We start from the raw sequence: 18,231 nt of genomic DNA, 5'->3' as shown, positions 1-18,231 counted from the left end.
CGAGTCGTGAGCAAGCAGGACGGCTCGTCACGACAGGTGACGACGGGCCCGGTCGACGATTCGGCGACCCCGATCCTGCACGTCGACATGGATGCGTTCTTCGTCTCGGTCGAGCTGCTCTCACGGCCCGAACTCCGGGGCAAGCCCGTGCTCGTGGGCGGCACAGCCGGGCGCGGGGTCGTCTCCGCGGCGAGCTACGAGGCGCGCAAGTACGGCGTGAACTCGGCCATGCCGATGTCGATGGCGCTGCGCCTCTGCCCGAACGCGATCGTGCTCCGGGGCGACCACGGTCGCTACTCGGAGTACTCGAAGCGCGTGATGGCGATCTTCGAGTCCCTGACCCCGGAGGTCGAGCCGTTGTCGATCGACGAGGCGTTCCTCGACGTCTCGGGCGCGCGGCGACTGCACGGCAGCCCCGCCGAGATCGCCTGGACGATCCGCGAACGCGTGCGTCGCGAGACGGGCCTCACGTGCTCGGTCGGGGTCGCGGCGACGAAGTTCGTGGCCAAGGTCGCGTCGAGCCGCGCGAAACCGGACGGCCTGCTCGTGGTGCCGGCGACCGACACCGTCGCGTTCCTGCATCCGCTCCCGATCGCCGCGCTCTGGGGCGTCGGCCGCGTGACCGAGGAATCCCTCGCCCGGTTGGGGCTCCGGACCGTCGGCGACGTCGCGGCGATGCCCGCCGACGCACTCGAGCGCGCCGTCGGTCCGGCGCTCGCGACGCGCCTCGCGAGCCTGGCGATGGGGCGGGACCCGCGCCGCGTCGTCACCGGGCGGGAGGAGCGCAGCATCGGCCACGAGTCGACGTTCCTGCACGACCTGGTCGATCCCGACGAGATCCGGCGCGAGCTGCTCCGGCTCGCGGACAACGTCGGCGTGCGGCTGCGCCGCGCGGGCCTGCTCGGGCGCACGGTCGTGCTCAAGGTGCGCTACGGCGACTTCCGCACGGTCACGCGCTCCCGCACGCTCGCAGAGCCCACCGACGTCGCCCGGCGGATCTACGAGGAGGCCGCGGCGGCGCTCGGGCCGCTCATCGACGACGGCGAACGCGTGCGCCTGATCGGCGTGCGCGCCGAGCAACTCCGGCCGTCCGGGGACGCCGCGGCACTCTGGGACCCGGACGAGGAATGGCGCGATGCCGAGCGGGCCGTCGACGAGGTCGTGGCGCGCTTCGGTCGCGGCGCGGTGCGCCCCGCGGCGCTCGTCCGGTCCGACGCCGAACGGACCGAGTGGGTCCGCCGGAACCCGCCGGGCACGTCGTAGCACTCCGCGCAAGGGGTTGGCCGGGCGCCGCATCCGTCACTAGCCTTGCGAGCATGACTGAACTCCTGGTGGAGATCGCCGACAAGGTGGCGGGCGTCGGCGTGAGCACGTCCTACGGCGACCCGATCGACCTCGACGGCGCATCGATCGTGCCCGTCGCACTCAGCTACTACGGGTTCGGCGCGGGCAGCGGGAAGGACGACTCGGGCGACGAGGCCGGCGGCGGCGGTGGCGGCGGGCTCTCCATTCCGCTCGGCGCATACGTGGGGCGCGGCGGCGAGGTCCGGTTCGAACCGAACCTGATCGGCCTGCTCCTGGCCGCGACGCCCTTCGTCTGGGTCGTCGGGAAGTCGCTGCGCTGGATCATCCGCGCGCTCAAGCGCTGAGGCCCGGCAGCCCGGCGTCATGTGCGCCGGAGGCGGTGTCGGCGCGCGTATACTCGTCGGCGAACACGGGAGTCCGGTGAGCCGGGCTGAGAGGAAGGTTCTCCAACCTTCGACCGTCGAACCTGATCTGGGTCATGCCAGCGCAGGGAGGGCAACCCATCTCGAACCCGTGCCGCTTTCCGTCGAATGAAAGGGCACGAACAGTGCACACTGCAGCAGCATCCGCCACCACCGACGCTCCCGCGGGCCGCGAGCGCAACCTGCGCTGGCGGGTCGTCGACATCGTCGTCGCCGCCGTCCTCGGCGTCGCGACGGGCCTGCTCTTCCTCTTCTGGAACACCGTCGGCTACGCCTGGTTCTCCGCCGCGGACGCCCTGACGCCCGGCCTCGGCGGCGTCGCGGTCGGCATCTGGCTGATCGGGGGCGTGCTCGGCGGGCTCATCATCCGCAAGCCCGGCGCAGCGATCTTCGTCGAACTCGTCGCCGCGATCGTGTCCGCGCTCGTGGGCAACCAGTGGGGCATCGAGACCATCTACTCGGGCCTCGCGCAGGGCCTCGGCGCGGAGCTCGTCTTCGCACTCGCCGGGTACCGTCGCTTCGGCGTCGTCACGGCCGTCCTCGCGGGTGCCGCGGCGGGTGCCGCGGCGTGGGTCCTCGAGCTCTTCCTCTCGGGGAACCTGCAGAAGTCGGGCGAGTTCCTCGGCCTCTACTTCACGACCGTCGTGGTGTCGGGCGCGGTGCTCGCAGGCCTGCTCGGCTGGCTCATCGTCCGCGCCCTCGCCGCGACCGGTGCGCTCAACCGCTTCGCCGCGGGCCAGGACGTCACGCAGCGGGTCTGAACGTGACCGCGATCGCAGCGTCGGCTCCGGCCGGCGTCGAGGCCATCGGATGGGGCTGGCGCCACGCCGGCCGTCGCCGGTGGGCCGTCGACGGCGTCGACCTGCGGATCGAGCCCGGCGAGCGCGTGCTCGTCGCGGGCCCGTCCGGCGGGGGCAAGTCCACCTTCCTGCACGCCCTCGCGGGCGTGCAGGGCGGTGCCGAGGAGGGGGAGTCCGCGGGGCGCCTCCTCGTCGACGGCGTCGCGCCCGCGGCGGCCCGCGGGCGCGCCGGGCTGGTGCTCCAGGACCCCGACGCCCAGGTGATCCTCGCCCGCGTCGGCGACGACGTCGCGTTCGGTTGCGAGAACCTGGGCATCGAGCGCGGCGAGATCTGGGACCGCGTGCGGCGCTCGCTCGACGAGGTCGGCCTCGACCTCCCGCTCGACCATTCGTCGAGCGCGCTGTCGGGCGGGCAGAAGCAGCGGCTCGCGCTGGCCGGCGCGCTCGCGATGCGGCCCGGGCTGCTGCTCCTCGACGAGCCGACCGCCAACCTCGACCCCGAGGGCGTCGGGGAGGTCCGCGAGGCGGTGCGGCGCGTGCTGGATGCGACGGGCGCCACGCTCGTCGTGGTCGAGCACCGCGTGGAGGCCTGGCTCGACCTCGTGACGCGCATGGTCGTGTTCGGGCGCGACGGCCGGCTCCTCGCCGACGGGCGCCCCGACGACGTGCTCGCGCGCCACCGCGCGGACCTGCTCGACGCCGGGGTGTGGGTGCCGGGCGCGCCGACGGGCGTCGGCGTCGCGCGCGCGCCGCGGTCGGTGGGCCCGGTGCTGTCGGCACGCGCGCTCTCGATCGGCCGGACGCGCGACCACGTCGTGCAGTCCGGACTCGAGATCGACCTCGCGCTCGGCGCGTCGACCGTGCTCACCGGCCCGAACGGCGCGGGGAAGTCGACGCTCGCGCTGACGCTCGGCGGCCTCATCGAGCCGCTCGCCGGGACGGTCGCCGCGTCGCCCGCGCTCGCGCGCGGCCTCGGCGCCGACCCGCTCCGCTGGCGCTCGCGCGAGCTCCTCACCCGCATCGGGACCGTGTTCCAGGAGCCCGAGCACCAGTTCGTCGCGCGCACCGTCCGCGACGAGGTCGCCGTCGCGGCGCGTGCCCTCGGCCGGCTCGACCGGGCCGCCGAACGCCGCATCGACGAGGTGCTCGAACGCCTGCGCCTGTCGCCGCTGTCGGCGGCGAATCCGTTCACCCTGTCGGGCGGCGAGCAGCGACGGCTCACGGTGGCCTCGGTGCTCGTCGCGCAGCCCGGCGTCGTCATCCTCGACGAGCCGACATTCGGACAGGACCGGGTCACCTGGATCGAGCTGGTGCGACTGCTGCGCGAACTCGTCGACGACGGCACGACGCTGCTCTCGGTCACCCACGACGCCGCCTTCGGCGAAGCGCTCGGCGATCTCAGGCTCGAGCTGTCCGCACCGCGCGCGGTGGACCGGAGGGCGGCATGACGACGACATCCGAGACCACGACGCCCGATGCCGCCGTCCGCGCGCACGGTCGGCTGCGGTTCCTCGGCCGCGTGAACCCGGTGAGCCGGCTCGCCGCGGCGATGGTGCTCACGACGCCGCTCCTGCTCACGGTGGACTGGGTGAGCGCGGCGGTCGCGCTGGGCATCCAGGTCGCGCTGTTCCTGCTCGCCGGGATCACGCCCGCGCTGCTCGTGCGCCGCACCTGGCCCATCCTGGTCGCGGCGCCGATCACGGGCCTCTCCATGCTGCTCTACGGCGAGCCGTCGGGGCAGGTGTACGCGGAGTTCTGGCTCGCCCGGATCACCGACGGCTCGATCGAGCTGGCCATCGCCGTCACGGTGCGCGTGCTCGCGATCGGCCTTCCCGCGGTGCTGCTCTTCCTCGACGTCGATCCGACCGACCTCGCGGACGGGCTCGCGCAGGTCTGGCGGCTCCCGAGCCGGTTCGTGCTCGGGGCGCTCGCCGGCGCGCGGCTCGTCGGCCTGTTCATGGACGACTGGCGGTCCATGTCGCTGTCGCGGCGCGCACGCGGCATCGGCGACCACGGTGCGGTGCGCCGCTTCGCGACGATGGCGTTCGCGCTCCTCGTCCTCGCGATCCGCCGCGGCAGCAAGCTCGCCACGGCGATGGAGGCGCGCGGCTTCGGCTCGGATCATCCGCGGACCTGGGCGCGACCCTCGCCGGTCGGGTGGCCCGACGCGGTGCTCATCGTGCTCGCGGCGCTGATCGCCGCGGTCTCGATCGCCGCGGCCGTCGCGGCCGGTACGTTCCACCCGGTCTGGGCGTGAGCGTCGTCGCACCGGCCGCGCTGCGCGCCATCCGGAGGGCGGTCGCGGGAGGCGGGATCCGGATCGTCGCGGTGGACGGCCCGAGCGGCGCGGGGAAGTCGACGTTCGCGCGTGCGCTCGCGGCGGCGTGGCCGAGCGCGAGGCCGGTGCTCGTGCGCCTCGACGACGCGTATCCGGGATGGCACGGCCTGGAGCGCGGCGCCGACGCCGTCCGGCGGGGACTCGTCGCGCCCATCGCGCGCGACGCGGTCGGGGTGCTGGCCCGATGGGACTGGGCCGGGGATCGGCCGGGGCCGCGGCAGGGCGTGCGGCCGGGGCATCCGCTCATCGTCGAGGGATGCGGCGCGTTCGCCGCGACCGATCGCCTTCCCGCCCTGCGGGTGTGGGTGCATGCGCCCGACGACGTGCGGAAGGCGGCCGCGCTCGGGCGCGACGCGGGCGCCTTCGACCCGTACTGGGAGGTCTGGGACCGGCAGTGGCGACGGCACACGGCGCGCACGCGCCCGGACCGCGCGGCCGACCTCCGGGTGTCCGGGGTCCGCGAGGTGCGCCCGAACCCCTGACGGCTGCGGGGATCGAGGGCTAGCGTAGGGCTATGACAGACACGGCCCGCACGGAGTACGTCGCCGAGTTCCTCGACGGCCCGCTCGAGGGCGACTTCGAGCGGCGCGCGCTCGTCGGCGGCAAGCCCGAGCGGCGCGTCGGCATGGTGGCCGCCGTCGACGGCCTGGAATCGCTCTTCTGGTACGACGCGATCGACGAGCACACGGTCGGGTCCGAGCTTCGCGTCCGGTTCCGGTTCGATCCCGCGGACTCCGACCCGGTCGAGTCCGACGAGGAAAGCGACTAGGTCGAGCGCGTCGCCTTGTAGAGCGCGGGCTCGCGGGCGCGCGCGTCAGGCTCCGGATGACTCCTGCTGGGCGAGGTACGCGCCGACGATCGCGAACGGGTTCGCGAGTCGCCAGATCGGCCCGGGGTCGCTGATCGCCCCGGAGAGCTCGAGCGGCGACGCGATCTCGCCCGCGCCGGTCGACACGGTGACCCGCCCGATCTCGCGGCCCGCGGGGGCCGTCGTGAACGACGTGACGTCGACCGCGGGCGCGCCTGCGGCGGCGGCCCACCCCGACCCCTCGCGCGAGGTCGACGCGACCACGTCGGCGCGGTCGCCCCATGCCGTCTCCACGGTCGCGAACACCTCGCCCGCGGTGATGAGCGAGACGGGCGCCGCCGCCTGGCGCATGGCGTCGAGCACCGCGCCGACCGCGGGGTCGAGCGTCTCGTAGTCGGGGACCAGCAGCATCGCGCTCACGAGCCGGACCGCGTTGCCGGCGTCGTCGGACACCTGTGCGGTGAACGCGTAGGTGAGCGCGGCCTGGTCGGTGTAGCTCCGGGTGACGGTGCGCACGCCGAGGTCGGAGAGGTGGCCGACAACGTCGGGGACGCGGCGCTCATCGGTCCGTCCGCCGGCCGTCGGGACGAACAGGTCGCCGACTCCGGGGTCGGCGACCGCGGCGGCGACGAGGCGCGTGAGCTCCTCGGCCGTCCCGACGTCGTCGCCCGACAGCCCGGTCGCATCCGCGACGTGGGTCCCGGCGTACCCCTCCTCGGCGAGCCACGCGTTCGCGGCGTCGACGTAGCGGTCGACGCTGCCGAAGGCCCATCTGGCGAGCGTGTCCGCGTGGTTGTTGCTCGATGCGAGCAGGATCGCGCGGACGACGTCGCGTTGGCTCCAGGTCTCGCCGGGCGACACCTGGAGCACGCGCGAGTCCTCGTCGCGGTACTGCAGGTAGCCCGTGTAGTCCTCGGGCCCGATCGTGATCGCCGGCCCGGGTTCGCCGGCAGGCAGCGGGAGGGAGTCGAGCACGGTCAGCACGGTCACGAGCTTGGCGGCGCCGCCGATGGGCACGGATGTCCCGTCGCCGGTGAGCGCGACCGTCGTGGGCGCACCCGCGTCGTCGAGCACCGCGACCGCGGACTGTCCCACGGCCGGCAGCGGGATCGCGGTGGTCGCCGGCGCAGTGCTCTCGGAGGATGCCACGGTGACCGCTGCGGCCGGGAGGGGTCCGAGGAGCATCGCCGGGCCGTAGACGCCGATGCCGAGGATCGCGACGCTGCCGACGACGATGCCGACGATGCGGCCGGGGGAGATCGCCATGCAGACAGGCTAACCCGGCGCGGGAGCGCGGGCCGTCGACTCCGCGGCGGTTCCGCCCCGGTCCGTGGGCGCCGAGGTCCGGGATCGGACCGGAGATCCGCCCGGCTCAGGCCCAGCCGAGCTCGTGGAGCCGGTCGTCGTCGATCCCGTAGAAGTGCGCGATCTCGTGGACGAGCGTGATGTGGATCTCGTCGCGAAGTTCGTCCTCGTCGTCGCAGACGGCGAGCAGCGGCTCGCGATAGAGGATGATCCGGTCCGGCATCTCGCCGAACCCGTAGCGGTCGCGATCGGTGAGCGCGGTCCCGTCGTAGAGGCCGAGCAGGTCGAGCGAGCCGTCCTCCGGACGGTCCTCGACGACGAACACGACGTTCTCGAGTCCGTCGATCATGTCGTCGGGGAGCTGGTCGAGTTCGTCCACGACGATCGCCTCGAACGCTTCGGCATCAAGTTGCACGGATCCTCCGCTCGACGGAACGAATCCCGATCGGGTGACTCACTGATGCTGCACCACGACCTGGCGCTGTCGTGCGGTGAGGAACGGGGCTTGAACCCGCGACCTCGCCGTGGAAATCGCACCACCGCCAGGCGCTCATGGGGTGAGTAACGGGGCTTGAACCCGCGACCTCCTGGACCACAACCAGGCGCTCTACCAACTGAGCTATACCCACCATGCGACACGGACGCTCTCGCGTCCGTGGCAACCCTCTGAGTTTACACCACCTTCGGGGCGTGTTCGTTCACGACGCCGGCCGCGATCGCCTGCAATTCCTGCGTCGTGGGACCCGGTGCAGCGATGAACACCGCGCGGCGATAGTAGTCGAGTTCGCGGATGGATTCGAGGATGTCTGCGAGCGCCCGGTGGCCGAGGTCCTTCTGCGGTGCGTTGAAGAACGCGCGCGGGAACCAGCGCTTGGCAAGCTCCTTGATGGAGGACACGTCGACGTTGCGGTAGTGCAGGTGCGACTCGAGCCGCGGCATCTGCTTGGCGAGGAACGCGCGGTCGGTCCCGACCGTGTTGCCCGCGAGCGGTGCGCGCTGCTCCTCGGGGACGTGCTGCAGCACGTACTCGAGCACCTGGTACTCCGCGTCGGCCACGCTCACGCCGTTCGGGATCTCCTCGAGCAGGCCCGACGAGGTGTGCATCTCGCGCACCCGCTCGGGCATGTTCTCGAGCGCCGAGCGGTCGGGCTTGATGACGATGCTGAGGCCCGCGTCGACGGGCACGAGGTCGTAATCGGTGATGACGACCGCGATCTCGACCAGCTCGTCCGTGTCCAGGTCGAGTCCGGTCATCTCGCAGTCGATCCAGACCAGTCGGTCGGTCGCAGATGCCATGGCCGCGAGTCTACCGTCCGCCTCCGACCCCGCCGGCGGGGCCGGGATCCGTGCGGGACGGGGCATCCGGATGACCCGGAATCTGCGCCCCCGGCAGGAATCGAACCTGCGACCGACAGATTAGAAGGCTGCTGCTCTATCCGCTGAGCTACGGGGGCCGGTGCATCCAGCCTAGCGAACCCGCCTGTGCGCGCGGCGCCGCACTCCGGAACGGCGCCGCGCCGGCGCCGCGCGAGCACGCCGATCGGCGCGTTGCATGCACGAAACGAGGTGGCGCTATCGTCGACCCATGCGCGACCTCCAGGCCCAGATCATCGCCGAACTCAACGTCAGCCCGACCGTCGACCCGGCCGCCGAGATCCGCCGGCGGGTGGACTTCCTGAAGGAGTACGTCGTGGCCACCGGGGCCGCCGGACTCGTGCTCGGCATCAGCGGCGGGCAGGACTCCTCGCTCGCCGGCCGACTCAGCGAACTCGCCGCCGAGGAGCTGACGGCCGAGGGGCGTCCGACGCGGTTCGTCGCCGTCCGACTGCCCTACCGGGTGCAGCACGACGAGGACGACGCGCAGCTCGCGCTCGCGTTCATCCGTCCGCAGGAGCAGGTGACGTTCAGCATCCACGACGGCGTCGACGGTGCCGTGTCCGACTACCTCGCTGCGGTCGGGCAGCCGATCAGCGACTTCGGCAAGGGCAACGTCAAGGCCAGGCTGCGAATGGTCGCGCAGTACGCGATCGCGGGGGAGGCGCACCTCCTCGTCGTGGGGACCGACCACGCCGCCGAGGCGGTGACCGGATTCTTCACGAAGTTCGGCGACGGCGGCGCGGACATCCTGCCCCTCTCGGGCCTCACGAAGGGGCAGGGCCGCGCGCTGCTCGAGCACCTCGGCGCACCCGTGCGGCTCTCCGAGAAGGCGCCGACGGCCGACCTGCTCGACCACGACCCGGGCCAGGCCGACGAGGCGAACCTCGGCTTGAAGTACGAGGACATCGACGACTACCTCGAGGGCCGCGACATCGATCCCGCCGAGGCCGAGGCGATCGAGGCGCGCTTCCTCGCGACCCGGCACAAGCGGGCCGCGCCCGTGACCATCCATGACGCGTGGTGGCGCGCCTGAGGGCCCATCCCGGGGCGACGACGGGGCGGCCGGCTCGAATCGAGCCGGCCGCCTCCCTCGTGCGCGGATCGGGTCGCAGCCCGGTCAGGTCCCCGCGGGCTTCGACGGGTCGGAGACGACGACCGCGGTCGGCGAGGTCGCGACCGTGACCGGCTGCTCGTACGCGGCGGTGTCGCGGTAGCGGTCGTGGTGCTGCTCGGCGACCCACTGGTCCTGGGCGTCGACGATGTCCTGCTCGGGCTCCTGCCGCTGCGTGCGCCAGCGCACCAGGTCGTTCTGGAACCCGCGCTTCGCGCGCCCCGGGTGGCGCTGCCACTCGACCATGCGGTCGCGGAACTCGCCGACCGCCGGGTCGAGCTGGTAGCCGAACGTCGCGGACGCGCGCTTGAGCTCGTGGAGCTGGTGCGCCGACCAGTTGGCGGCGACATCGGCGCCGCGGATCGGCAGGAGCCGGACGAGGACGTCCGCCTGGCCGACCGCGCGATCGGCGAGCACCTGCTCCTGCGGCGTGAGCGAGTTCCACACGGATGCCTCGGTCGCGGCATCGACCAGCGTGGCGATCGCGTTCGACCGGAGTTCGCGGTCGCGTTGCGCGACGACGCGGCGGACGGCCCCCGTCGAGATCCACGCCGCGAGCAGTCCCGCCGCGACGACCGCGACGAACAGGACGCCCGCGGCGAACAGGGTCGGTCGCGTGCTCGGTGCGTCGAGCCAGGTCAGGAAGTCGTTCCACCACTCCATGCGGGCAGGCTAGCGCGCACGGGCCGTCGAGCCCGGGAACGCGGCCCGGCGCGCCGGGCCGCGATCAGGACAGCCCGGTGCCGTGCACGGCGTGCGGATCGATCGCCGCGACCTCCTCGGCGGTGAGCGCCGGCGCGTCCAGCGCCGCCACGTTCTGCTCGAGCTGCGCGACGCTCGACGCGCCGATGAGCGCGCTCACCACGAGGGGCTGGCGGAGCACCCAGGTGAGAGCGAGCTGCGCGAGCGTCTGGTCGCGCTCGCGCGCGATCGCGTCGAGCGCGCGGGCGCGCTCCAGGTATCCGGCGCTGATCCGCTCGGCGGGCAGGAAGTGGCTGGTCGCGGCACGCGACCCGGCGGGGATGTCGCCCGAGAGGTAGCGGTCGGTCAGGAGCCCCTGCGCGAGCGGCGAGAAGACGATCGCGGACGCGCCGACGTCCTCGAGCGCGTCGAAGAGGCCGTCCTCGATGTGGCGGTCGAACATCGAGTAGCGCGGCTGGTGGATCGTCAGCGGCACGCCCTCGGCCGCGAGCGCCTCGGCGGCGCGGCGGGTCTGCTCGGGCGAGTAGTTCGAGACGCCGACGTAGAGCGCCTTGCCCTGGCGGACGGCGTGCGCGAGCGCGCCCATCGTCTCCTCGATCGGGGTCTCGGGGTCGGGGCGGTGCGAGTAGAACACGTCGACGTACTCGAGGCCGAGGCGGCCGAGGCTCTGGTCGAGCGAGGCGAGGAGGTTCTTGCGCGATCCCCACTCGCCGTACGGGCCGTCCCACATGTGGTAACCGGCCTTCGACGAGACGATGAGCTCGTCGCGGTACGGCTTCAGGTCGGTCGCGAGCAGCCGGCCGAAGTTCTCCTCGGCGCTGCCGGGGGGCGGACCGTAATTGTTGGCGAGGTCGAAGTGCGTGATGCCCAGGTCGAAGGCCCGCCGAACGATCGCGCGCTGCGTCTCGAGCGGGCGATCGTGGCCGAAGTTGTGCCAGAGGCCGAGCGAGAGGGCGGGAAGCTTCAGGCCGCTGCGGCCCACACGGCGATAGGGGATGCGGTCGTAGCGGTCGGCGGCGGCGAGGAAGGTCATGACGATTAGCCTAGGAGGATGGAGAGCTTCGTTCTGGCCGGTGGATGCTTCTGGTGCCTGGATGCCGTGTACCGGACGCTGCGCGGGGTCGAGGACGTCGTCTCGGGCTACAGCGGCGGCACCTCCGCGCACCCGACCTACGAGCAGGTCTGCACGGGCGCGACCGGGCACGCCGAGGTCGTCCGGGTCGTGTTCGACCCCGAGGTCCTGCCGCGCGAGGTCGTGCTCGACGTGTTCTTCACGCTCCACGACCCCCGCCAGCTCGACCGGCAGGGCGAGGACGTGGGCACGCAGTACCGCTCGGCGATGTTCTTCGACGGCGACGCCCAGCGCGAGCTCTTCGAGGCCGCGCGCGATCGCGCGGGCGACTGGTGGGACGGCGGGATCGTCACCGTGATCGAGCCGCTCGGCGAGTTCTGGCCGGCCGAGGAGTACCACCAGGACTTCTTCGCGAAGAATCCCGGCCAGGGCTACTGCCTCGCCGTCGCGGTTCCGAAGGTCAACAAGATCCGCCGCTCGTACGCCGCCTACCTCGCGGCCTGAGCACTCCTCGACAGGTCGCGCTCCGCGCCGTCGATCCACGGGTTCGGCCGCCCGATCCTGTGCGCCGCGGTACGCGGCGATGCTCGTCGAAGCGGCATCCGGGGCGTCCTCCGGCACGAGCGCCCCGGGTGCCGCGAGCCGTCGACACCCGGCGGCGTCGACCCCGAGGAGCAGGAATGACCGACCTCATCACCATCACCGGCATCGTGGGCAGCGACCCGCGGTCCATCGTCACCGATCAGCAGCGACTCGCGATCACGAGCTTCCGTCTCGCTTCCACCCGGCGCTACTTCGACCGCGCGAGCGGCACGTGGGCGAACGGCGAGACGAACTGGTACACCGTGTCCGCGTTCCGCACGCTCGCCGACAACGCGCAGGTCTCGCTGCGCAAGGGCGAGCACGTCATCGTGCACGGCCGCCTGAAGCTGCGCGAGTGGCAGGCGGGCGAGCGCAGCGGCATCGCGGTCGAGATCGAGGCCGACGCGATCGGCCACGACCTGACGTGGGGCGTCACGTCGCTCCGGCGCCTCCAGCCCGCCGCCCGGCCGGTCGGGACGGACGCGGATGACGCGACCGGCGGTTCGCCCGCCGAGGTCGGCGCCGACACGGCCGACGATCCCGCGCTCGCAGACGGCGCGCGCGAATCGGAGGATCCGTTCGGCGCGTCCGAGGTCGCGAGCTCGACGCTCGTGCTCCCGACGGAGGCGTACGACGAGGACGACGCCGAGGACGACCCCGAGGACGACGCCGACGCCGAGGGTGCCGACGCCGCCGACGCCGACGGAGCGTTCGGCGCGCTGCTCGGGGCATCCGTTCGCTGAGGCCGCGCGTGCGGTGCCGACGCGGCATCCGCGCACTGCCGATCCGCCCGTGCCGGTCGCATAGACTCGGCACGGGCGGAGGGCACGGAGAGGAACGTATGCGAGAGCGGTTGCGGACTCCCGCGTTCTCCGCGGCGGTCGTCGCGGCTGCGCTGCTGTTCACCGGATGCACCGGTCCTGCGCCCGAACCCACTCCGAGCGCGACCGCAGAGCCGACCGGCCGGCCCGTGCCGACCGCGGATGCGCCGCCCGTCGAGGTGCCGGACCCGGCGCTGAAGCCCGAGCTGTCCGCGTCGGAGAACCTCGAGTTCTTCGACTGGGTCAACCTCTCGGTCATCGCGGCGGACCCGAACGCCAAGGGGCGCGCGTTCATCGACGCGCTCGCCGCCGGAGGGTTCGATCGTTCGAAGATGCAGGTGACGAGCGACACGACCACGCTCAACACGCCGGCCGACTCGATCCAGTTCTCCGTCGAGTTCCAGGCCGAGTGCCTGGTCGGGCAGTACGGACCGGCCGCGGGCGGCTACCACAGCGCGATCCGGCCCGTGCTCGGCACCGGCGGATGCCTCGTCGGCAGCACGGTCCCGGTCGGCTGAGGCGCGGCACCCCGACGCCCGGCCGGCTCGACCGACCGTGAGCCCGGTGGCGAACCGCCGGGTAGGGTGGAGGGTTGAATCGTCCGCCCAGGGATGCAAGGGATCAGTGTGGCTGAATACATCTACTCGATGGTGCGCGCGCGGAAGGCGGTCGGGGACAAGCTGATCCTCGACGACGTCACCATGGCGTTCCTCCCCGGCGCGAAGATCGGCGTCGTCGGTCCGAACGGCGCGGGCAAGTCCACGATCCTGAAGATCATGGCCGGGCTCGACCAGCCCTCGAACGGCGAGGCGCGCCTCAGCCCCGGCTACAGCGTCGGCATCCTCATGCAGGAGCCCGTGCTCGACGAGTCGAAGACCGTCCTCGAGAACGTCCAGGAGGGCGTCGGCGAGATCAAGGCGAAGGTCGACCGGTTCAACGAGATCTCGGCCGCGATGGCCGACCCGGACGCCGACTTCGACACGCTGCTCGCCGAGATGGGCAAGCTGCAGGAGGACATCGACGCGGCCGACGCGTGGGACCTCGACTCGCAGCTCGAGCAGGCGATGGACGCGCTGCGCTGCCCGCCGAGCGACAGCGCGGTGTCGGTGCTCTCGGGTGGTGAGAAGCGCCGCGTCGCGCTGTGCAAGCTGCTCCTGCAGAAGCCCGACCTCCTGCTCCTCGACGAGCCGACCAACCACCTCGACGCCGAGAGCGTGCTCTGGCTCGAGCAGCACCTCGCCAAGTACCCCGGCGCGGTCCTCGCGGTCACGCACGACCGGTACTTCCTCGACCACGTCGCCGAGTGGATCTGCGAGGTCGACCGCGGACGCCTCTACCCGTACGAGGGCAACTACTCGACCTACCTCGAGAAGAAGTCCGAGCGCCTCACGGTGCAGGGCAAGAAGGACCAGAAGCTCCAGAAGCGCCTCAAGGAGGAGCTCGAGTGGGTCCGCTCGAACGCCAAGGGCCGCCAGGCCAAGTCGAAGTCGCGCCTCGCGCGCTACGAGGAGATGGCCGCGGAGGCGGAGCGGACGCGGAAGCTCGACTTCGAGGAGATCCAGATCCCCGCGGGTCCGCGCCTCGGCGACATCGTGCTCGAGGTCAAGAAGCTGGAGAAGGGCTTCGGCGACCGCACGCTCATCGACGGCCTGAGCTTCTCGCTCCCGCGCAACGGCATCGTCGGCATCATCGGCCCCAACGGCGTCGGCAAGACCACGCTCTTCAAGACGATCGTCGGCCTCGAACCGACCGACGGCGGCGACGTGAAGATCGGCGAGACCGTCAAGATCTCCTACGTCGACCAGTCGCGAGGCGGCATCGACCCGAACAAGACCCTCTGGGAGGTCGTGTCCGACGGGCTCGACTACATCCAGGTCGGCAAGACCGAGGTGCCGAGCCGCGCGTACGTCTCGACCTTCGGGTTCAAGGGCCCGGACCAGCAGAAGCGGGCCGGCGTGCTCTCGGGCGGTGAGCGCAACCGCCTGAACCTCGCGCTCACGCTGAAGCAGGGCGGCAACCTGCTGCTCCTGGACGAGCCGACGAACGACCTCGACGTCGAGACGCTGTCGAGCCTCGAGAACGCGCTCCTGGAGTTCCCGGGCTGTGCCGTGGTCATCACGCACGACCGGTGGTTCCTCGACCGCATCGCGACGCACATCCTCGCGTACGAGGGCACCGACGAGGACCCGGCCAAGTGGTACTGGTACGAGGGCAACTTCGAGGGCTACGAGGAGAACAAGGTCGAGCGCCTCGGTCCCGAGGCCGTGAAGCCGCACCGCTCGACCTACCGCAAGCTCACCCGGGACTGACCATGCGGCTGCACGTGCCGACCCAGCTCCGGTGGAGCGACCTCGATGCGTACGGGCACGTCAACAACGCGAGGATGCTGAGCCTCCTCGAGGAGGCTCGCATCCAGGCGTTCTGGGTGTCCGACGACACGTCGGAGCACGCGGTCGGCGCGAGCACCGCGGTCATCGACGCGGGGCCGGGGACCGCGACGTTCACCTTGATCGCGCGCCAGGAGATCGAGTACCTCCGCCCGATCCCGTACCACCGCCAGCCGCTCGACATCGAACTCTGGATCGGCCGGATGGGCGGCGCGAGCCTCGAGGTCTGCTACGAGGTCTTCCCGCCCGCCGGGACCGCGCCGCGCGTGGTCTACACGCGTGCATCGACGACCCTCGTGCTGACGGACGCGGCGACCGGTACGCCCCGGCGGATCACCGAGGTCGAGCGCGACGCGTGGCGCCCCTACGTCGACGAGCCCATCGCGTTCCGGCGCCGCTGACGGCAGGCCCGCGACCTCGTCGTCCTCGTTCAGCCGGCCACGATGTCGTCGCCCTCGACGCGCACCGCGATGGCCGGCAACGCCTTGACTGCCGGACCGTTGACGACCTCGCCGGTCGCGAGGTCGTACACCGAGCCGTGGCACGGGCAGTGGAACTCGCCGCCGTCCGGGGCGACGGTGCATCCCTGGTGCGTGCAGATCGCGCTGAACGCGACCACCTTCCCCGCCGTCGGCTGCGCGACGAGCGCCGGCTGGCCGTCGATCGTGGCGCTGATGCCGCCGCCGACCGGCACCTCGGACAGCGCGGCGATCGCGCCCGACCCGTCGGCCGAGCCCGATGAGCTTCCGTTCGACTGCCCGGTGTCGGCGGTGCAGGCGGCGAGTGCGACGGCGGCGGCTCCCGCCCCCGTCAGGCTCAGCGCTGCGCGGCGGGTGACGCGGATGTTCTCTGCGGCCATGGTGGAGTCCTCTCGGTGGCACACGGGCTGGACAAGCGGTTCACTGGGGAGAACACGAACCGGGGCATCACGTGGTTCAGCATCGGCCGAAGCCGGCCGTCCGAGGGCCGGAAACTCTGGGCGACGATGAACCGGATGCACGCGGGACTCGTGTATTCGATGGAGGTGAACGCCACGGACGAGCGCGAGCAGGTGCTGCGGGCGATCCACGACGAGCACGCATCGCCGTTGTGGCGGTACGTCGTGCACCTCACCGGCGACCGCGCGTTCGCCGACGACGTCGTCCAGGAGGTGCTCCTGCGCGCCTGGCGGCGCCCGCGCCTGCTGGACGAGACCGAGGGCTCGGCGCGCGCCTGGCTGTTCACCGTCGCGCGCAACCTCGTGATCGACGACCGGCGCAGCGCCCGCGCGCGCCGCGAGTTCCCGGTCGACGAGCTGCCGGAACGCGCGCAGGCGGATGCCACGGACGCGGCGTTCGATCGGTGGCTGGTCGCCGACGCGATCGGCGACCTCACGGACGATCACCGGGCAGTGCTCCGCTGCGTGTACTTCGGCGGGCGCAGCGTCGCGGAGGCGGCAGCCGAGCTCGGCATCCCGGCCGGGACCGTGAAGTCGCGACTGCACTACGCGCTGAAGGCGCTGCGGCTCGCGCTGCAGGAGCGAGGGGTGGTGGCCCCGTGAGCGATCGGTACGCGGACTGGGACGCCGCCTACGTGCTCGGGGCGCTGTCGCCGGCCGAGCGCCGCGAGTTCGAGCGGCACCTCTCGACCTGCCGGCGGTGCCGCGACGCGGTCGCCGAGCTCGCCGGGCTCCCGCCCGTGCTCGCGGGCGTCGGTGCCGACACGGTCGCGGTCGCGTCGGATCGCTCGACCGGACCCGGGCCGGCGGTCCTCGCGGGGCTCCTGCGCGACGCGCGCGGTCGGCGGCGGCGGGTGGTCGCTCTGCTGTCGGCCGCCGCGGCATCCGTGGTCCTCGTCGCGGGGGTGCTCGTCGCAGGCGTCACGGGCGTGCTCGGTCCCGCCTCCGCGAGCGCGGTCGAGGTGACGCTCGGCGCGGACGCGCCGACCTCGGTCACCGCCGAGGTCGTCCTGCGACCGCGCTCGTGGGGGACCGCGGTCTCGACGCACTGCGCGCACCGCGACGGCGCGAGCGGCCAGGGCTCGAGTGGCCCGGGCTCGGGCGGCGAATACGGCAGCGGCGAGCGATACGGGCTGTACGTCACCTCGACGTCCGGTCGGCAGACGATGGTCTCGAGCTGGCGCTCCGGGTCGAGCGACGACGTGCGCGCCGAGGGCTCGACGGCCCTCGCGATCGCCGACATGGCGACGCTCGACATCCGGGAGATCGACACCGGCACCGTGGTGCTGCGCGCCGACGTGCCGCGCTGACGTGGTGCCGCGCTGACCGCCTCCCGGTCAGGCGCCGGGAACCCGGATCATGCCCTCCTGCGCGACGCTCGCGACCAGCACGCCGTCGCGCGTGTGGATCCGCCCGAGCGACAGTCCGCGCCCGCCGCCTGCGGCGGGGGACTCCTGCGTGTAGAGCAGCCACTCGTCGGCCCGCGCGTCGCGGTGCCACCACATCGCGTGGTCGAGGCTCGCGACCTTGAGTCCGGGCGTCGCCCACGCCACGCCGTGGCCGCGCAGCACGGGCTCCAGGATCGAGTAGTCGCTCGCGTACGCGAGCGCCGCACGGTGCAGCTTCGGGTCGTCCGGCAGGCGCCCGATCGCGCGCATCCATACCGCCTGGCGCGGGACGCGCTCGCCGTCGACGCGCAGGTAGATGGGCGACGGGACGTGCCGGACGTCGAACGGGCGCTGCTCCGACCAGTGCCGGGCGATCGAGTGGTCGATGCCGCTCAGCACCTCGGCCGCGGTCGGGAGGTCCTCGGGCGCCGGGAGGTCGGCGGGCATCTCGGCCTGATGCGTCAGGCCCTCGTCGCGCGTCTGGAACGACGCGATGAGCGACAGGATCGGCGTGCCGTGCTGGAACGCCTGCGTGCGCCGCGTCGAGAACGAGCGGCCGTCGTGGATGCGGTCGACCGCGAACGTGATCGGGTGGTTCACGTCGCCGGGGCGCAGGAAGTAGCCGTGCATCGAGTGCAGCGGGCGGTCGTCCTCGACCGTCCGGGTCGCCGCGGTGAGGGACTGCGCGAGCACCTGTCCGCCGAACACGCGGCCCATCGGCATCCACTGCGACGGACCGGTGAAGATGTCCTCGTTCGTCCGGGCGCCGGTGTCGGTGAGGCGCAGGGCGTTGAGCAGGCCCTGGATCGGACTGGGGGCGCCTTCCTGGGCGTTGGACAAGTTGACCTCCGTCTCGGGGCGGGCTGGACCGCGGGC

At 72.5% G+C, this 18,231-nt stretch carries 22 protein-coding genes, 2 tRNA genes and 1 riboswitch; of the genes, 15 read left to right on the top strand and 9 right to left on the bottom strand.

Going from position 1 to position 18,231, the window contains the following annotated elements; translation table 11 throughout:
* Positions 1 to 6 precede the first annotated feature (6 nt).
* The 7 genes from ACDF64_RS15905 to ACDF64_RS15875 all read left to right on the top strand — a co-directional run bounded on the left by ACDF64_RS15905 (position 7) and on the right by ACDF64_RS15875 (position 5,634).
* The gene (locus tag ACDF64_RS15905; protein WP_394552332.1) at positions 7 to 1,263 is read left to right on the top strand and encodes a DNA polymerase IV; all 1,257 of its coding nucleotides are present in this window, start codon (positions 7 to 9) and stop codon (positions 1,261 to 1,263) included.
* Between the two features lie 53 nt (positions 1,264 to 1,316).
* Positions 1,317 to 1,649, top strand: coding sequence for a hypothetical protein (locus tag ACDF64_RS15900; RefSeq protein WP_394552331.1), 333 nt, complete (start codon positions 1,317 to 1,319; stop codon positions 1,647 to 1,649).
* A 55-nt stretch (positions 1,650 to 1,704) separates the two neighbouring features.
* A riboswitch (TPP riboswitch) is annotated at positions 1,705 to 1,815 on the top strand.
* 37 nt (positions 1,816 to 1,852) lie between these two features.
* A complete protein-coding gene (locus ACDF64_RS15895) occupies positions 1,853 to 2,488 on the top strand; it encodes an ECF transporter S component (protein WP_394552330.1) in 636 nt (211 codons plus the stop codon).
* A 2-nt stretch (positions 2,489 to 2,490) separates the two neighbouring features.
* Positions 2,491 to 3,975, top strand: coding sequence for an ABC transporter ATP-binding protein (locus ACDF64_RS15890; protein WP_394552329.1), 1,485 nt, complete (start codon positions 2,491 to 2,493; stop codon positions 3,973 to 3,975).
* Complete coding sequence (locus ACDF64_RS15885; RefSeq protein ID WP_394552328.1) at positions 3,972 to 4,784, top strand: energy-coupling factor transporter transmembrane component T family protein; 813 nt, start codon at positions 3,972 to 3,974, stop codon at positions 4,782 to 4,784. Before ACDF64_RS15890 ends, ACDF64_RS15885 begins: the two co-directional genes overlap by 4 nt.
* Positions 4,781 to 5,347 carry an ATP-binding protein gene (locus tag ACDF64_RS15880; protein ID WP_394552327.1) on the top strand — a complete coding sequence of 189 codons (567 nt, stop codon included), beginning with the start codon at positions 4,781 to 4,783 and terminating at the stop codon, positions 5,345 to 5,347. Before ACDF64_RS15885 ends, ACDF64_RS15880 begins: the two co-directional genes overlap by 4 nt.
* A 32-nt stretch (positions 5,348 to 5,379) precedes the next feature.
* Entirely contained in the window at positions 5,380 to 5,634 is a 255-nt protein-coding gene (locus ACDF64_RS15875) for a hypothetical protein (protein WP_394552326.1), read from the top strand.
* A 45-nt stretch (positions 5,635 to 5,679) separates the two neighbouring features.
* On the opposite strand, the gene ACDF64_RS15870 is transcribed toward ACDF64_RS15875, so the two are convergent.
* The 5 genes from ACDF64_RS15870 to ACDF64_RS15850 all read right to left on the bottom strand — a co-directional run bounded on the left by ACDF64_RS15870 (position 5,680) and on the right by ACDF64_RS15850 (position 8,432).
* On the bottom strand, positions 5,680 to 6,939 hold the full coding sequence (locus ACDF64_RS15870; RefSeq protein ID WP_394552325.1) for a hypothetical protein: 1,260 nt from the start codon (positions 6,937 to 6,939) through the stop codon (positions 5,680 to 5,682).
* Between the two features lie 106 nt (positions 6,940 to 7,045).
* Positions 7,046 to 7,393: a metallopeptidase family protein gene (locus tag ACDF64_RS15865; RefSeq protein ID WP_394552324.1), complete on the bottom strand. Its 348-nt coding sequence runs from the start codon at positions 7,391 to 7,393 to the stop codon at positions 7,046 to 7,048.
* A 138-nt stretch (positions 7,394 to 7,531) separates the two neighbouring features.
* Positions 7,532 to 7,607 (bottom strand) — tRNA-His (locus ACDF64_RS15860).
* Positions 7,608 to 7,650: 43 nt separating this feature from the next.
* Positions 7,651 to 8,274 carry an oligoribonuclease gene (gene orn / locus ACDF64_RS15855; RefSeq protein WP_394552323.1) on the bottom strand — a complete coding sequence of 208 codons (624 nt, stop codon included), beginning with the start codon at positions 8,272 to 8,274 and terminating at the stop codon, positions 7,651 to 7,653.
* Between the two features lie 85 nt (positions 8,275 to 8,359).
* Positions 8,360 to 8,432: transfer RNA gene (locus ACDF64_RS15850), tRNA-Arg, on the bottom strand.
* A gap of 131 nt (positions 8,433 to 8,563) precedes the next feature.
* Here ACDF64_RS15850 and nadE point away from each other — a divergent pair.
* Positions 8,564 to 9,388 carry an ammonia-dependent NAD(+) synthetase gene (gene nadE / locus ACDF64_RS15845; RefSeq protein WP_394552322.1) on the top strand — a complete coding sequence of 275 codons (825 nt, stop codon included), beginning with the start codon at positions 8,564 to 8,566 and terminating at the stop codon, positions 9,386 to 9,388.
* Between the two features lie 84 nt (positions 9,389 to 9,472).
* Here the strand turns inward: nadE and ACDF64_RS15840 are convergent, their stop codons facing one another.
* Positions 9,473 to 10,129, bottom strand: coding sequence for a hypothetical protein (locus tag ACDF64_RS15840; RefSeq protein WP_394552321.1), 657 nt, complete (start codon positions 10,127 to 10,129; stop codon positions 9,473 to 9,475).
* A 64-nt stretch (positions 10,130 to 10,193) separates the two neighbouring features.
* On the bottom strand, positions 10,194 to 11,201 hold the full coding sequence (locus ACDF64_RS15835) for an aldo/keto reductase (protein ID WP_394552320.1): 1,008 nt from the start codon (positions 11,199 to 11,201) through the stop codon (positions 10,194 to 10,196).
* 18 nt (positions 11,202 to 11,219) lie between these two features.
* On the opposite strand from ACDF64_RS15835, the gene msrA reads away from it, so the two are divergent.
* The 5 genes from msrA (at position 11,220) to ACDF64_RS15810 (ending at position 15,431) form a co-directional block, all read left to right on the top strand.
* Positions 11,220 to 11,744, top strand: a complete 525-nt coding sequence (msrA, locus tag ACDF64_RS15830) for a peptide-methionine (S)-S-oxide reductase MsrA (RefSeq protein ID WP_394552319.1) — start codon at positions 11,220 to 11,222, stop codon at positions 11,742 to 11,744.
* Positions 11,745 to 11,920: 176 nt separating this feature from the next.
* Positions 11,921 to 12,565, top strand: coding sequence for a single-stranded DNA-binding protein (locus tag ACDF64_RS15825; RefSeq protein ID WP_394552318.1), 645 nt, complete (start codon positions 11,921 to 11,923; stop codon positions 12,563 to 12,565).
* A 98-nt stretch (positions 12,566 to 12,663) separates the two neighbouring features.
* Positions 12,664 to 13,161: a DUF6993 domain-containing protein gene (locus tag ACDF64_RS15820; RefSeq protein WP_394552317.1), complete on the top strand. Its 498-nt coding sequence runs from the start codon at positions 12,664 to 12,666 to the stop codon at positions 13,159 to 13,161.
* Between the two features lie 108 nt (positions 13,162 to 13,269).
* Positions 13,270 to 14,952 (top strand): energy-dependent translational throttle protein EttA, encoded by a 1,683-nt coding sequence (gene ettA / locus ACDF64_RS15815; protein WP_394552316.1) that lies wholly within the window; start codon positions 13,270 to 13,272, stop codon positions 14,950 to 14,952.
* A gap of 2 nt (positions 14,953 to 14,954) precedes the next feature.
* Positions 14,955 to 15,431, top strand: a complete 477-nt coding sequence (locus ACDF64_RS15810; protein ID WP_394552315.1) for an acyl-CoA thioesterase — start codon at positions 14,955 to 14,957, stop codon at positions 15,429 to 15,431.
* 29 nt (positions 15,432 to 15,460) lie between these two features.
* Here ACDF64_RS15810 and ACDF64_RS15805 read toward each other — a convergent pair whose 3' ends face one another.
* Positions 15,461 to 15,889 (bottom strand): ubiquinol-cytochrome c reductase iron-sulfur subunit, encoded by a 429-nt coding sequence (locus ACDF64_RS15805; RefSeq protein ID WP_394552314.1) that lies wholly within the window; start codon positions 15,887 to 15,889, stop codon positions 15,461 to 15,463.
* A 126-nt stretch (positions 15,890 to 16,015) separates the two neighbouring features.
* On the opposite strand from ACDF64_RS15805, the gene ACDF64_RS15800 reads away from it, so the two are divergent.
* Positions 16,016 to 16,570 carry a sigma-70 family RNA polymerase sigma factor gene (locus ACDF64_RS15800; RefSeq protein ID WP_394555177.1) on the top strand — a complete coding sequence of 185 codons (555 nt, stop codon included), beginning with the start codon at positions 16,016 to 16,018 and terminating at the stop codon, positions 16,568 to 16,570.
* A complete protein-coding gene (locus ACDF64_RS15795; protein WP_394552313.1) occupies positions 16,567 to 17,277 on the top strand; it encodes a zf-HC2 domain-containing protein in 711 nt (236 codons plus the stop codon). Before ACDF64_RS15800 ends, ACDF64_RS15795 begins: the two co-directional genes overlap by 4 nt.
* A gap of 27 nt (positions 17,278 to 17,304) precedes the next feature.
* On the opposite strand, the gene ACDF64_RS15790 is transcribed toward ACDF64_RS15795, so the two are convergent.
* Positions 17,305 to 18,195 carry an acyl-CoA thioesterase gene (locus tag ACDF64_RS15790; RefSeq protein ID WP_394552312.1) on the bottom strand — a complete coding sequence of 297 codons (891 nt, stop codon included), beginning with the start codon at positions 18,193 to 18,195 and terminating at the stop codon, positions 17,305 to 17,307.
* Positions 18,196 to 18,231: the final 36 nt, after the last annotated feature.

Origin of the sequence: Agromyces sp. MMS24-JH15, assembly GCF_043518605.1 — a bacterium.
Classification (GTDB): domain Bacteria; phylum Actinomycetota; class Actinomycetes; order Actinomycetales; family Microbacteriaceae; genus Agromyces.
The sequence above is the reverse complement of the archived record's forward strand: the minus strand, read 5'-3'. Positions and strand labels throughout refer to the sequence as shown.

Excerpts from the sequence above, each read along its gene's own strand:
- ACDF64_RS15900 (WP_394552331.1), top strand. The coding sequence starts at position 1,317 with ATGACTGAACTCCTGGTGGAGATCGCCGACAAGGTGGCGGGCGTCGGC.
- ACDF64_RS15885 (WP_394552328.1), top strand. The coding sequence starts at position 3,972 with ATGACGACGACATCCGAGACCACGACGCCCGATGCCGCCGTCCGCGCG.
- ACDF64_RS15875 (WP_394552326.1), top strand. The coding sequence starts at position 5,380 with ATGACAGACACGGCCCGCACGGAGTACGTCGCCGAGTTCCTCGACGGC.
- ACDF64_RS15870 (WP_394552325.1), bottom strand. The coding sequence starts at position 6,939 with ATGGCGATCTCCCCCGGCCGCATCGTCGGCATCGTCGTCGGCAGCGTC.
- orn (WP_394552323.1), bottom strand. The coding sequence starts at position 8,274 with ATGGCATCTGCGACCGACCGACTGGTCTGGATCGACTGCGAGATGACC.
- nadE (WP_394552322.1), top strand. The coding sequence starts at position 8,564 with ATGCGCGACCTCCAGGCCCAGATCATCGCCGAACTCAACGTCAGCCCG.
- ACDF64_RS15840 (WP_394552321.1), bottom strand. The coding sequence starts at position 10,129 with ATGGAGTGGTGGAACGACTTCCTGACCTGGCTCGACGCACCGAGCACG.
- ACDF64_RS15835 (WP_394552320.1), bottom strand. The coding sequence starts at position 11,201 with ATGACCTTCCTCGCCGCCGCCGACCGCTACGACCGCATCCCCTATCGC.
- msrA (WP_394552319.1), top strand. The coding sequence starts at position 11,220 with ATGGAGAGCTTCGTTCTGGCCGGTGGATGCTTCTGGTGCCTGGATGCC.
- ACDF64_RS15825 (WP_394552318.1), top strand. The coding sequence starts at position 11,921 with ATGACCGACCTCATCACCATCACCGGCATCGTGGGCAGCGACCCGCGG.
- ACDF64_RS15820 (WP_394552317.1), top strand. The coding sequence starts at position 12,664 with ATGCGAGAGCGGTTGCGGACTCCCGCGTTCTCCGCGGCGGTCGTCGCG.
- ACDF64_RS15810 (WP_394552315.1), top strand. The coding sequence starts at position 14,955 with ATGCGGCTGCACGTGCCGACCCAGCTCCGGTGGAGCGACCTCGATGCG.
- ACDF64_RS15805 (WP_394552314.1), bottom strand. The coding sequence starts at position 15,889 with ATGGCCGCAGAGAACATCCGCGTCACCCGCCGCGCAGCGCTGAGCCTG.
- ACDF64_RS15800 (WP_394555177.1), top strand. The coding sequence starts at position 16,016 with ATGAACCGGATGCACGCGGGACTCGTGTATTCGATGGAGGTGAACGCC.